We start from the raw sequence: 12,504 nt of genomic DNA on the forward strand, positions 1-12,504 counted from the left end.
CCTTATAATAAGATTGGCTTGTAGTGAGGACGCCAGTCCGCAGAAAAAGAAGGACTAAAGTCCTCACTACAAACCTTTTGATTGCGGGTTATTTACCGGACATAATATCATGCACTTACAGCAGTGCTAGATCCTTGAAGCAACGGCGCGTTAATTCGATTCTGGCTGCTGGGTCGTTTTTGTTGCGGATGTCAATGTTTGTGGCAAAAAAGTACACATTTTTATTCTTTTCTAAATAACCTACATACCAGCCAATTTGAGGTGCTGTTGGTTCTCCTAAACCTGCCCAGCCTGTCTTGGCTCTAATTGTGTAATCGGGAGTTTGTTCGACAATCATGATATCTTTAACTAGAGAGAGCGATCGCTCCGAGAAGGGTAACTCGTTATTGTAGAGACGGCGCAGAAATTGAATTTGCTCGTTGGGTGATATCCGCAGTTCTCCGTTTAACCAGAATTTATCAATCTCCTCTTTTTTACCAATTTTTTGGTTGCCATAACCGACTTTAGCCACCCATTTTTGCATTTGCTCGTGTCCGACTCGGCGCGCGAGAACTTGGTAAAACCAAACGGCGGAAAGTTTGATGGCTTCTCTCATATTCAAATCTCGATTCCAGGCGGGAATTTGCCTTTCAATTCCATCCCAAGTTAGCACCGCCAATTCATTTGGAATTACGCCAGTTTCTAAGGAAATTAGCGAGTTGAGAATTTTAAATGTGGATGCTGGTAAAAAAGCTGTGGCGTTGCGCTGCGGGTTGTGTTGGTAAAGCCGATCGCCCTTTAAGTCGTAAATCGCGATCGCCCCGGAAACCCCTAATTCTTGAAAATGCCGTCCCAAATTAACTGTCTGAGCGACATATCCTGCGCCGCGCCCAGATTCCAGCGCTGGAGTTGGCGCGGAAGAGGCCGATCGCGGTGTGTGAACTACGACAGCAGTAATGCAGCCGCAGACAATTATAATTAGAGCGATCGCGCGAAATGTTCGGTTCATAAACTTCGATTTATTAAGGTGCGTCAGACTTAGGCTGTGTGCGAAACAATTAGATTGTCGGCTTGACGCACCCTACAATATAATAGGTGCCAATTGCGTAAGGCTTCAACTACAAAACTGCCATAACAGTTAAGGCTAACAAGCAGCTAAACTGAATCCCTAAGCTTAATACCCTAAAGATGGGATTGAGATTGGCGATGTGAATCATTGAATGCACCAGCCGAAATACGATGTACACAACAATCAGCACATCTACGGCTGTTCCAGAGACACCTCTAACTGTTAGCAGGAAAACAACTCCCAAATACAAAGGCAGGTTTTCTATTAAGTTGGATTGTACTCGATATAGTCGCCAGAATAAGTTGTCATCGTTTTGTGGTGTGCCGAAATCTTTGGGAGATCCGCCCTCAGATAGATGCCGAAGCCTGAATGCGATCAGCGAGACGACAACTGCGATCGTCCACAGGATGAAAATTGCTAAACCCCAGAGAGGAATGGTCATATTTGTGGGTTCAAGTTGCATCATCTTTCTACCTGGCTAAACTGCTGCTAACACTTTAGAAAATTTACCAGTCAGGAATCTAGGAAAAAATTGCGGAATTTTAGTAAATTATTGCTTGTGCTCTTGCAGAAGTTGTTTCGGCGTCACCCCAACAATCCGCTTAAAATATCGAGTCAAATGACTTTGATCGCAAAAGCCTGCGGTGGATGCAACTTCTGCGATACTGAGTTCGCTGTGCAGTAAAAGATACTTAGCTTTTTCAATCCGACGCTGCAAGATGTACTGATGCGGTGTGATGCCGAGACTATTTTTAAACAAACGTAAAAAGTGATACGGACTGATTTGGGCGATCGCAGCAAGCTCAATTAACTTTACTTCTTGATGGAGGTGTTCCTGGATATATTCCGTCACCTGTTGTAGCTTTACTTTGGATAATCCATCCGCATAGCTTCTTAGCTGCGGTGGCGCCGTGCAATATTTTCGTAACAGGTGAAGGGCTAATGTGGTTTTGAGACTGTCAACCAGCAAATAACCGCCAATTTTGCCAAATTCTAATTCTTCTCTCAAGGCGGCGATAATACCTTGAATCAGAGGATCTTGCTCAGTCATAAAATGAGGGATGAGTTCAATGCGATCGGGATTAACCAAATCTTGACCGACTTGTTTGAGCAGTGCTGGATCGATCGCCAGAATCGTAAACTGAGATAAAATATTCCAGCTACAGCGCTGCGAAACATCAGCAGGAATAATCCCAATGTCTCCCTCATTCCGCGCTTCTGTTTTCCTCTTACCATCCAACCAGCGATCGCCCGATCGCGATTTTGATGTGTAAAAACGCGGACAATGAGCAATAACGTGCCAAGTAGCTTGATGTTCGGGAGTCTCAAACTTTGGCTGTTGGTGCAGTTCAAAGTGGATATTTCCCCATCCCGAACTTTTGAGCAAAGCAGGCTGAGGTAGCAGAAAATCTGATGTCGGCTCTCGGCTAAAATCAATTAGATTGACCTGCTCTTGCTCTTGTGTTCTCATCTTTAGCTAAACAGATTGAAGATACTTCTATTCTAGACAAGATTGCATAAGTCGCTTTTCTATCCTAAAATTATCTGCGTTTATCTGTGTTTATCTGCCCGACATCTGCGGTTGATGTATTGATCGAAGACTTAAAAGATGGTTGGGCACGGGAAGGGCGCACCATTGTATCGAGCAAATGTTCGATCGCACCCGATAGATTTTCGCAAAAACCAGTGTGGACTCGCGATGTCTGAACGATCGTGCTGCGGGGCGCTACGAGCCAGTGAAAGCGCTCTCTGTGGGGAAGTTGACCGATCGCGCCAGATTCCTTAGAACCCGCACAAATGACGGGAATGACGGCTAGGTGGTTGCGAATCAGTTCCAGATCCAAGGTTGAGTCGATCGCCCTCAAGCGCTCTTCGTCAATTTCGATGCGGGCTTCGAGGAATTTTTTTGCACCGCAAGAAACGATCGCACCGACGTTGACAAACTCTTCGCGCTCCACTTTGGGAACGACGCGGATAATGGCATAATCATACAAACATCGATCGAGCACTAATCGCTTCCTCCAAGAAAGTATGCGGTGATTGTAGCCGGTTTAGCAGGTATTCGACATAGGCATCGCGATGCTGGTTGCTGTCGCTGAAAGGGGAATTTGCTACCAGCCAAGTATCGGGAATTAATTTAACAATACTGCGAATGATGTCCGCTGTGAGCAACTGAGTCATTTTTAAATCGGCCGCTTCCAGCTTGCTCGCAAAACGCAGCAAAACGTGGTCTTTGATGGCGGGAAAACGATCGCGACTGCGGGAGAGATAATCTTTCCAGGTATGTTGGAAATAGAGGGCTGCACCGTGATCGATCAGCCAAAGTTGGCGGTGCCATACCAGCATATTTGCATTGCGCGGCGTGCGATCGATATTCGTGACAAAAGCATCGAACCACACGATATCCGAGGCCAGATCCGCCTCAGATTTGCCCGCTACCGGGTCAAAGGTGATGGAACCGGGGAGATAGTCCAGGGCGAGGTTGAGGCCTGCACTAGCGCGAATTAAGTCTTGAATTTCCGGATCTGGTTCCGTGCGTGCGAGTTCGGGATCGAGTTCCACAAACACGAGTTCGGGGATTGGTAGCCCCGAAGCGCGCGCAATTTCCCCCGCCACGAGCTCTGCGATCAAAGATTTTGCTCCCTGGCCCGCACCGCGAAATTTGAGCACGTACATCCCATCATCATCGGCTTCGACGATCGCAGGTAACGAGCCGCCCTCGCGCAAGGGAGTGACATATCTGGTAGCATTGACTGTTCGCAAACTAGGACTCATGACTATTTGAGATTTGAGATTTGAGATTTTGGATTGAAGAATTTGCCATGACTGATTTTAACGTAACGCCCGTTTTCTTGAGGAATAACGGTAATGGCGATCGTATTTGCGATCGACTATTCATTAGTCTGGGCTGTCGGCTCGGCACCACCTGGATTAACAATATGTGATACCATGCGTGACAAATTGTTGCTACGATGATTAAGCGTGTATAAATTATTTGTCAGAAGTCATAAATTGCCGGATACGGCTTGGCCTTACGTCCCTACAGGTGAAAACCTCTAATTTCTTTTTTGTAGCAATGTTTTTTTAAATTGATCTGACATTAGTTTTGAACGCCCTAAAGTCAATAGTTCGGACAGTTTTTTAACGACCCTGTAAGCCTTGCGGAGGAAGCCCCGGCATTTTTAACGCATTTTAGGAAACTCAGGGCTGGACTTAAACCTTTAAAAAATAGTCCACCATATAGCCAGCAAGGGTTTCGGACACTCGACCAGATCTAAAACTGTCCTTCGTATTGTCAAGTAACAAAACAGAAAGAGAAATAGCTCTTTCAAAATTATCCGCTTCAACCCAAAAATCGGAATTATCATTCATCCTGACAAATCCTCTGAGAGTACGATCGGTAAATTTCAACTTTAACCAAGTGCTCCAAGCTGTTTCAAAGCAGTTACTACAGCCTCCGCACGATTTTGTACTCCCAGCTTTGAGTATATATGTTCCAAATACTTTCTGACAGTACCAATGCTCACATTCAGTGTTGCCGCAATTTCTGGATTAGTCTTACCTTGCGTCACCTCAAATAACACTTCTGTTTCCCGCTTGGTCAACCCTAGAAATTCCAAAGATATGGATGATAGAGTCAAAAATGGCTGTTCTTCCAGCAATAATAGATATTTTTCCAGCGGTTGCTCAGTCACAAAGCGCACGATTAATTGTTTTCCTTCCAGTTCTAATTTCAGCGGTAAATGGGGTGCAGGAATATCATCACTTGGTATTAACAGCGACAACTGGTATTTAACCCATCGCTGCAAATTGTCTGGCAAGTTTTTGGTCGAACATTGTGAGTCTTGAAAATACTGTTTTAGCCACTGCCAAGCTCGTTTGCTCATAAACAGGACTTGCCCATCTCCGTTGAGCGAAATAATTCCCAATGTCTCTAGAGTATTGCGCTGTTGTACCCACTCTTGTTCTATCTGGGTAAACTGATTCATGTTTTGCTGGGCTTGTACTAAATGAGGGTGCAGTAAATTGAATAAAAAGCGATCGCGCTCAGTGAAAATCCGGTCTCCAAAAAGTGTGATCGCAATAATATCATCTTGTCCAGAGTACAGCTTGCTAGCAGATTTAGTTGCCAAAGCAAGAGGTAGTGAAACTGCGATTAGATCCTTGATTCCTCTAGGCTGCATCAGCTTTCCATACAACCCTTCCAAACGATGCAGTTGCTGCTCGTTTAAGAAGTCTGAAACCTTATGCGCTCGATGGTCGCGAGTTCTGAGATAATTACCGACTAGAGGGTTTTCGTAAAAATGTTGGTGGGCTATTTGCTCAAAATTCTCTGTATCAAGGCGATCGAACCCAGGGGCGAGTTTGTAGTCGAGGGTGGTAGTCTTGTGGTTCTCAAAGGAGAGTGTGGTATGAGTGTAATCTACTGCGGAAATCACTTTTGAGACGATCGCCAGCAGATGAGATGAGAAATCCTCAACGCTACAAGTTTTGTAGAGTTCCAGCAGGCATCCAGAAAAATTGTGAAAATCATTCTGAGTTAAGTGTTGCATTTTCCCTGATAAATTAATGACCAATCATTCGGACTCGATCGACTAAGACGAGTTTCGAGGAGAAATAGATGCTTTTGTATCAGTTTCTTAACAATTGACTACGGCAAATGACGGGTTGAATCTGGACTTGAGATATGACAAGCTTTATAACAGTTGGCAGTTGACAGTTAACAGTTGACAGTTGATATCTTGTCTGGTCGATGACCATAAAAAACGGTTTGTAGTGCGGACTTCAGTCCGCAGATTGAGAGCGGACTGAAGTCCGCACTACGAACGGTAAAAAAAAGGTTTGTAGTGCGGACTTCAGTCCGCAGATTGAGAGCGGACTCAAGTCCGCACTACGAACAGTAAAAAAAGGTTTGTAGTGCGGACTTCAGTCCGCAGATTGAGAGCGGACTGAAGTCCGCACTACGAACCAGTCTTACTGCGGTTAAATGAAACTACGAATGTAACAACAAGTCCGAATTCAAGTTGGAATAGTTGAAATAGTTAACATATGACTAAATTGCCACAAAAGCGCAAGCGCCGAGGCGTGATTCTTTCAGATTGGGGTTTGCAGCGTCTCCAGAATACCCAAGAACAATTAGCTATTACTGAAAATGGCGGTTATGCTTACACGTTAGAGCGATTAAGCAATTTGACAGGGCTCAGTGCTCGATCGATCGGACGGCTGCGAAGTGGCAAAGCAGCGGTCGATCGCCAAACCCTAGAGGAGCTATTTCGCGCCTTTAACCTCACTATAACCGAGCAAGACTACATCCAGCCAGAGCCAACAGCCACAGAACGCCAGCCTGTAAAGTCGATCGCCCAAAATTGGGGAGAAGCCATAGATGTTTCCCGCTTTTACGGGCGTACCGCAGAACTTACCACCCTCACCCAATGGATTCTGCAAGATAATTGTCGGTTGGTGGGTATTTTTGGGATTGGTGGCATCGGCAAAACGACTTTATCTGTCAAACTGGCAGAACAACTACAAAACCAGTTTACCTACGTCATCTGGCGAAGTCTCCGCAATGTCCCGCCTCCGGAAACTTTGTTAGGAGAATTAGTCTCATTTCTCTCAGGACAACAAGATACTAAACCAGAAATTAGTAGCTTGCTTGAGTGTCTGCGGAATCATCGCTGTCTGCTGGTGATGGATAATACCGAAAGCCTGTCACAACCTGGGAATCAGAGTGGACAATATCGTCCCGGCTATGAAGCTTACGGAGAAATGCTGCGCGCGGTGGCCGAAACTAGCCATCAAAGCTGTTTGGTGTTAACCAGCCGGGAAAAATGCGCTCCATTCGCTCAAATGGAAGGGGGCGAATTGGCAGTACAGGGCTTGTCTTTGGGCGGTTCTCCAGAAGCAGCAGCAGCATTGATTGAGGTGGCGGGATTAACTGGATCGGAAAATCAAAAACAGGATTTGTGCGATCGCTATCGATGCAATCCCCTAGCCTTAAAAATTGTTGCCACCACCATTCAAGACTTGTTTGATGGCAATATCGCCCTATTTTTAGAACAAGATATTACCATATTTGGTGATATTTCGGACTTAGTTAAACAACAATACAATCGTCTTTCGAGTTTAGAGCATCAAGTCATGTGCTGGTTGGCGATCGATCGCGAATGGGTTTCCTTTGCCCAACTGCGAGCAGATTTGAATGCTGGCGTATCCCCAACACAGTTGATGGAAGCCCTGCAAAATTTGAAATGGCGATCGTTAATTGAAACTAACGCAGGTCAGTTTACATTACAACCTGTGGTGATGGAATATGTCACGCAGACCCTGCCGGATGGTAAAACCCTTGCCAGTGGTTCCCGCGATCGAACTATTCGACTCTGGGATGCTAGCGGTGGCGAATGCTTAAATCCCACATTCCGCACTTCAAAATGTAATATTTAATTATTGCATCTATTTGGTTGCTTAGCGAACACGAAAACAAAAAAAGACTAAATATTTATACGTAGACAAGACCAATAAAACGTCAAAAAACTCAGAATTTTCCTATGACTTGCCATACTACAAATTGACCTGCCGAATGTCAGTTTGAAAGTTCTAGAGGGCCACACGAGTCAAGTTTGGTGTTGCTTGGCGTCCTGTTGTCTGGGATGCGGCAGAAAATCGCGACTTGGTTCTGGCAAGCAGCAGTGCCGATGAGACGATTAAGCTTTGGGATGTCAACACAGGTGAATGTTGGAAAACTCTCAGAGGCGATCGCCCCTAGGTCGCTATGAATATTACCGGAGTTACGGGGATTACACAAGCTCAGAAAGCCACATTGGAGGTGTTGGGGGCGAATCGATTTTAGATTTTAGATTTTAGATTTTAGATTAGACAAGATTGCACTCCTGACACAATTATCTGGAAATGCATCTGCGTTAATCCCTGTTCATCTGCCTTTAATCTGCGGTTTTTGTATCAATAATTGACTCCAGAATCGACAATCTCAATTGATTTTTAATTCCCCACACACCAATAATCAGATTGTTAGCAAGCAGTTGGAGAATTATAGTTCCCACTCTGTGTTTTGCAACACCACGCGATAACCATCAACGTCCTCAAACGTCTTGCCGTTCTCATCCCAATAGGGATTATAGGACTTGACGGCTGGATAACCGCGAGCTTCCATCTTTAAGATAGTTTCCTCCCAACGTGATGTATCGGGAATATAGAAGACCAATAGACAGTCTTGGTTTGGAGCCTTACCGACTTTGTGGCCTCTATGGTGTGTGAACTCCAAATGATAAGCAGAGTTATGATGTCCCAACATAATCCCGTCAAAGCCGTTGTGATTTTCAAAGGAGTCAAGAACTTGCATCCCCAACCCATCACAATAAAAATTGGTAATTTCGACCAAATTATCTGTTGGCCGAGCCACACGCAATTTGTTCATACAGTCTTGCTCCTCTAGACAGTGCGATCGCTTGATTTGATGATTGTGTTCCTTCTGCGACTAGAAGACGAAGACGCGATCGCACGCTGTGTACTAATACCAATTTCAAAAAACATTGCTACCAAAAATAAATTAGAGGTTTTTGCCTGTAGGGACGTAAGGCCAAGCCGTCTCCGGAGATTTATGATCGTGACAGATAATTGATATACACTTAACAAGAGTAGCAACAATTTGTCACGGGTGGTATAACTTATGATTATATCGCAGTTGGGCTTTCTCCGGCTTGAGATTTTCCATCACAGAATCGATTCATCGATGTTAATTTTTAATTCCCGGAGACACAAATAACCAGAAACCGGATTTGTTTACGAAAATCCTTGATTGTAGTCCACAGATTAGGTAAAAAACCCGGTTTTTTTTTGCTGATTTGTCCAGGACTTTCCTAGCAAGGGCTAGGAGTCTTAAGGAACGAAGACGATATCCGAATCGGGGCGAAATCCACCCGGCACTTTGGCAAACTGTTGGTTGTTAAACGACAACGCACCACTGCTGTTGTTGTATTGGAATTGACTGACTGAAGACACTCCCATCCCACTTACAGAGACTTGTACTTTATCTCCTTCCCAGTAATGAAAGTCTTGGATTAAATCAATACCTTCATAGGCTGGGCTAAAGTTGAAAATAAACCTATCTGCCCCTCCACCACCATACAGCGTGTCGTTCCCAGGTTCACCATAAAGATTGTCGTTGCCATAGTCACCGTCGAGGTAGTCATTACCGAAGGAACCCAGCAAGAGGTCGTTGTCATATCCACCGTAAAGGCTGTCGTTACCAGTCCAACCATCTAAGGTGTCGTTGCCGGCCTCTCCGTAAAGTCGATCGGCAGAATCGGTACTATTAAATAAACCATTGCTACCGTTGATGTAATCATTACCTGCACCTCCCCAGACGGTATCCGCGCCTTCTTCGCCATAGAGGTAGTCATTATCGTTTTCACCGAAGATCAAGTCATTGCCCGAGTATCCCCACAAGGTATCATTTCCAGACCCTCCATACATCGTATCGTTGCCCGCTCCGCCAGAGGAGGAGTCGTTACCCGCTAAGGCATAGATAGTATCAGCCCCGCTAGTACCATCCAAATAGGTATCGTTGAATGATGTACCGATAATTGGCTTTGCCATCGGAATTTCTCCTAAAATTTGTAGTTTGTTTGCTTGTTTTCTCTGGTTCTAAAAGTTCAGAACCAATCTGCAATTTGCGAATTAGATTCACAAGCGATCGATTTTGCGAGCGAGCATATATAAGGTGTGGCGATCGATTTGATTTGCACCCAACATATGTTGTAAATTTGAGTGAAATGCAAATTAGCGAAATAGGAAATGCCACATTTTTTACCAGGAGGTTAATTGCCTAATTGAGCAAAATATAACGCCGCACGCTTATATATCTACTTTGTCTTGACTGACAGCCAACGTCCAGGACAGTTAGACAGTTAAGCTAGCCACTTAAGACTTATTTGGCAAATTCCAAAATTTGTCAGGTTGAAAGATATATTACACAAGGTTTTTAGAGTTTTCAAGGATGGTTGTATTTAATGATTCAGCCACTTATACTGTAATTTCACACAAGAAAAGAGTACCCAATTGGTACGGTGGGTTTCAATGAATGCAAATCTCTGAAAAAAGGGAGAACATGAAAAGACCCGTAATACTAAGCGTGAAAAATGCTTGCTACAATACAAATTTGGGGCGTAGTGAACGTGCGGGTTGTTTTCTTAAATATTGTTGGTGCGTGGCTATCAGATTTTTGAGCTGTTTTGGGTACGATCGATGGCGACACACCCTACAGATACGGATTTGAATAATTCTGATTAATTGATTGATCTAAAAAATCACAACATAAACACCTCCTATAGTCTTTTTTCCTATAAGCTGAGAGGTAAAACGAGGCAGAGCCTCAAGATATACGTTACCAGGCAGAGCCTGGTAACGAGGAATCAGGTCAATGGAGTGAACGTCCGGGTTGTTTCCTCAAATATTGTCGGTGCATCGCTATAAGATTTTAGAGCTATTTTGGGTACAATCGATGTATCCACACCCTACAAATACTGTCCGAAGTATTGTAAGCTATTTGAGAATTTAAATAAAGAGATGATGTACAAGTTTGCGGCGGCTGCGGAGGATGAATTAGTTGTGTTTGGTGCGGCAAAACCGGGATACGGCGATCGCGAAGTTGCAGCCTGGATTGATTTTATGCGACGACAGAAGATCGATCGAGTTTGCTGCTTGCTTCCCGAGACACAACTCGTCGGCTATGGTGACTTGCTGGGAAGCTATCGAACAGCATTCGGGTGCGATCGCGTTTGTTGGGCTCCGATCGCAGATTTTGAATTTGCCGATCGCTCGATTTTAGTCGATCGCATTTTACCATTTTTAGCATCTGCCAATCGATCGGGCGATCGGGTGGTAGTTCACTGCGGCGGTGGGATTGGGCGCACAGGACACGTCTTGGCTGCTTGGTTGGTTAGCGGGCGGGGATTTTCTAACCAAAAGGCGATCGCGGCTGTCAAAAAAACTGGCAGAAATCCCTATGAAGCTGCGATCGCTGCTGTTTTCCAAGGTAGAAATCCGTGGAAAGTTGCTAAAGAACTTGATACTTTATTAGATGATTGCCGTTTTCAGTTGACAGTTGACAGTTGACAGTTGACAGATGAGGGCACTTTACATAAAAGTCCGAGGATTGAAACAGTGAATAATTTTGTTTTATTTCCCCCTAGAAGGAGTCGGCTTTAAACCCATTCTTCTTGGTAATTTTGGAAATGACTTATTTGAGTAGATAAATCTTCGATCGATCGTTCAAGCGCAGATGAAAGCTAATTAACGCAGATAATTTCAATGGACTGAGGACTAATGACTGAGGACTAATGACTAATGACCAGCCTTCGGCTTGCTTCGGCTACGCGGTTATCGAGCGAAGTCGAGATACAGCACCAGTCGCTCTTCGGCTAAAATGACTAATGACTAATGACTGCTGTCACGGCTTCTGCGAAAGGAACCGGTGCATCAAGCTGCAACCAGTGACTGGTTTCTGGTATTACGGTAGTGGCAATTTCGGGCCGGAGTATGTGAAGGCTGAAAGGCCAGGAGTTTGCCGGCGCGAGGACTGCTGAGATTTGGGTGCCCGGAGTTGCTAGATAGCGATCGATCGCACCAACTGCATCGCAAGCAAACATACCTTTGTACATACCGATCAGGCGATCGCGCGGCGTGGCCCCGAGGCGTGCGATCGTGGTTTCGCGTGTCGCAGGAGTACCGCCTTCCAGGGCTTGGGCGAATTTTTCCTCTGCTGCTGCGCGGTAGCCGTCACCCGCTAGCGCTGCGAGGAAGGGAACCATCTGTTCCTCGTACACGGAGGGGGGCAGGTAGTTAAAGTCACCGGGGGGATCGGCTAAGATGACGCGCGTCACCCTTGTGGGGGCGGCGGCTGCGGTGGCGAGGACGACGAGGGCGCCGAAGCTGTGCCCGACAAGGGCTACTTGCGGGATATTCAGCGCGTCGAGGACGGCGATGATGTCGGCGGCGCAGCTATCGGGGGTGTAGTCGCCGTCTGCGGGCGGATCGGAGGCGCCGTGGCCCCGGAGGTCGATCGCCAGAATGCGCTGGTTTTGGCCGAGATTGGCGCGCAAAAGTGCGATCGTCTCGTCCCAGACTCCGAGGTTATATGCCATACCGTGTACTAACACGACGGGGATGGCTTTTGGTTCTTGGCCGCTTACCGCGCCCGTGTCTGTGAGATTGAGTCGCCCCGCCGGGCCGATCGCAGTTGTATTGTGCATAAAATGCCTCGACTTCAACAAGGACAGAACAATGTTTTGTTCTTAAACAATTTTAACCAGCGGTTTGTAGTGCGGACTTCAGTCCGCAACTTTATAGCGGACTAAAGTCCGCCGGTTTGTAGTGCGGACTTCAGTCCGCAACTTTATAGCGGACTAAAGTCCGCCGGTTTGTAGTGCGGACTTCAGTCC

12 protein-coding genes are annotated in these 12,504 nt (G+C 45.7%); 3 read left to right on the forward strand and 9 right to left on the reverse strand.

The window, feature by feature from the left end; genetic code table 11:
• Positions 1 to 115: 115 nt before the first annotated feature.
• The 5 genes from blaOXA to QUB64_RS01400 form a co-directional block, all read right to left on the reverse strand.
• The gene (blaOXA, locus tag QUB64_RS01380) at positions 116 to 988 is read right to left on the reverse strand and encodes a class D beta-lactamase (RefSeq protein ID WP_333269077.1); all 873 of its coding nucleotides are present in this window, start codon (positions 986 to 988) and stop codon (positions 116 to 118) included.
• A 109-nt stretch (positions 989 to 1,097) separates the two neighbouring features.
• Positions 1,098 to 1,514 carry an MAPEG family protein gene (locus QUB64_RS01385; protein ID WP_333269078.1) on the reverse strand — a complete coding sequence of 139 codons (417 nt, stop codon included), beginning with the start codon at positions 1,512 to 1,514 and terminating at the stop codon, positions 1,098 to 1,100.
• An 84-nt stretch (positions 1,515 to 1,598) separates the two neighbouring features.
• Positions 1,599 to 2,519, reverse strand: coding sequence for an AraC family transcriptional regulator (locus tag QUB64_RS01390; RefSeq protein WP_333269079.1), 921 nt, complete (start codon positions 2,517 to 2,519; stop codon positions 1,599 to 1,601).
• A 70-nt stretch (positions 2,520 to 2,589) separates the two neighbouring features.
• Positions 2,590 to 3,057, reverse strand: coding sequence for a DUF3037 domain-containing protein (locus tag QUB64_RS01395; protein WP_333269080.1), 468 nt, complete (start codon positions 3,055 to 3,057; stop codon positions 2,590 to 2,592).
• Positions 3,035 to 3,823, reverse strand: a complete 789-nt coding sequence (locus QUB64_RS01400; RefSeq protein WP_333269081.1) for a HipA family kinase — start codon at positions 3,821 to 3,823, stop codon at positions 3,035 to 3,037. Before QUB64_RS01400 ends, QUB64_RS01395 begins: the two co-directional genes overlap by 23 nt.
• A gap of 47 nt (positions 3,824 to 3,870) precedes the next feature.
• On the opposite strand from QUB64_RS01400, the gene QUB64_RS01405 reads away from it, so the two are divergent.
• Positions 3,871 to 3,993, forward strand: coding sequence for a hypothetical protein (locus tag QUB64_RS01405; protein ID WP_333269082.1), 123 nt, complete (start codon positions 3,871 to 3,873; stop codon positions 3,991 to 3,993).
• Between the two features lie 468 nt (positions 3,994 to 4,461).
• On the opposite strand, the gene QUB64_RS01410 is transcribed toward QUB64_RS01405, so the two are convergent.
• Complete coding sequence (locus QUB64_RS01410) at positions 4,462 to 5,601, reverse strand: helix-turn-helix transcriptional regulator (protein WP_333269083.1); 1,140 nt, start codon at positions 5,599 to 5,601, stop codon at positions 4,462 to 4,464.
• Between the two features lie 496 nt (positions 5,602 to 6,097).
• Between QUB64_RS01410 and QUB64_RS01415 the strand changes: the two genes are divergently transcribed.
• Complete coding sequence (locus tag QUB64_RS01415) at positions 6,098 to 7,489, forward strand: NB-ARC domain-containing protein (protein ID WP_333269084.1); 1,392 nt, start codon at positions 6,098 to 6,100, stop codon at positions 7,487 to 7,489.
• A gap of 604 nt (positions 7,490 to 8,093) precedes the next feature.
• Here QUB64_RS01415 and QUB64_RS01420 read toward each other — a convergent pair.
• Together QUB64_RS01420 and QUB64_RS01425 are read right to left on the reverse strand one after the other, a co-directional pair.
• Positions 8,094 to 8,480, reverse strand: a complete 387-nt coding sequence (locus QUB64_RS01420; RefSeq protein ID WP_333269085.1) for a VOC family protein — start codon at positions 8,478 to 8,480, stop codon at positions 8,094 to 8,096.
• A 461-nt stretch (positions 8,481 to 8,941) separates the two neighbouring features.
• Complete coding sequence (locus QUB64_RS01425; RefSeq protein WP_333269086.1) at positions 8,942 to 9,661, reverse strand: calcium-binding protein; 720 nt, start codon at positions 9,659 to 9,661, stop codon at positions 8,942 to 8,944.
• A gap of 969 nt (positions 9,662 to 10,630) precedes the next feature.
• On the opposite strand from QUB64_RS01425, the gene QUB64_RS01430 reads away from it, so the two are divergent.
• The gene (locus QUB64_RS01430; RefSeq protein ID WP_333269087.1) at positions 10,631 to 11,179 is read left to right on the forward strand and encodes a protein-tyrosine phosphatase family protein; all 549 of its coding nucleotides are present in this window, start codon (positions 10,631 to 10,633) and stop codon (positions 11,177 to 11,179) included.
• A 314-nt stretch (positions 11,180 to 11,493) separates the two neighbouring features.
• Here QUB64_RS01430 and QUB64_RS01435 read toward each other — a convergent pair whose 3' ends face one another.
• On the reverse strand, positions 11,494 to 12,315 hold the full coding sequence (locus QUB64_RS01435) for an alpha/beta fold hydrolase (RefSeq protein WP_333278612.1): 822 nt from the start codon (positions 12,313 to 12,315) through the stop codon (positions 11,494 to 11,496).
• Between the last annotated feature and the right edge of the window lie 189 nt (positions 12,316 to 12,504).

The sequence above is a fragment of the Microcoleus sp. Aus8_D2 genome, assembly GCF_036702665.1.
Classification (GTDB): domain Bacteria; phylum Cyanobacteriota; class Cyanobacteriia; order Cyanobacteriales; family Microcoleaceae; genus Microcoleus.

What these genes read in the sequence shown, in the direction of transcription:
- blaOXA (WP_333269077.1), bottom strand. Translation starts at nt 988, where the DNA reads ATGAACCGAACATTTCGCGCGATCGCTCTAATTATAATTGTCTGCGGC.
- QUB64_RS01385 (WP_333269078.1), bottom strand. Translation starts at nt 1,514, where the DNA reads ATGATGCAACTTGAACCCACAAATATGACCATTCCTCTCTGGGGTTTA.
- QUB64_RS01390 (WP_333269079.1), bottom strand. Translation starts at nt 2,519, where the DNA reads ATGAGAACACAAGAGCAAGAGCAGGTCAATCTAATTGATTTTAGCCGA.
- QUB64_RS01400 (WP_333269081.1), bottom strand. Translation starts at nt 3,823, where the DNA reads ATGAGTCCTAGTTTGCGAACAGTCAATGCTACCAGATATGTCACTCCC.
- QUB64_RS01405 (WP_333269082.1), top strand. Translation starts at nt 3,871, where the DNA reads ATGACTGATTTTAACGTAACGCCCGTTTTCTTGAGGAATAACGGTAAT.
- QUB64_RS01410 (WP_333269083.1), bottom strand. Translation starts at nt 5,601, where the DNA reads ATGCAACACTTAACTCAGAATGATTTTCACAATTTTTCTGGATGCCTG.
- QUB64_RS01415 (WP_333269084.1), top strand. Translation starts at nt 6,098, where the DNA reads ATGACTAAATTGCCACAAAAGCGCAAGCGCCGAGGCGTGATTCTTTCA.
- QUB64_RS01420 (WP_333269085.1), bottom strand. Translation starts at nt 8,480, where the DNA reads ATGAACAAATTGCGTGTGGCTCGGCCAACAGATAATTTGGTCGAAATT.
- QUB64_RS01425 (WP_333269086.1), bottom strand. Translation starts at nt 9,661, where the DNA reads ATGGCAAAGCCAATTATCGGTACATCATTCAACGATACCTATTTGGAT.
- QUB64_RS01430 (WP_333269087.1), top strand. Translation starts at nt 10,631, where the DNA reads ATGATGTACAAGTTTGCGGCGGCTGCGGAGGATGAATTAGTTGTGTTT.
- QUB64_RS01435 (WP_333278612.1), bottom strand. Translation starts at nt 12,315, where the DNA reads ATGCACAATACAACTGCGATCGGCCCGGCGGGGCGACTCAATCTCACA.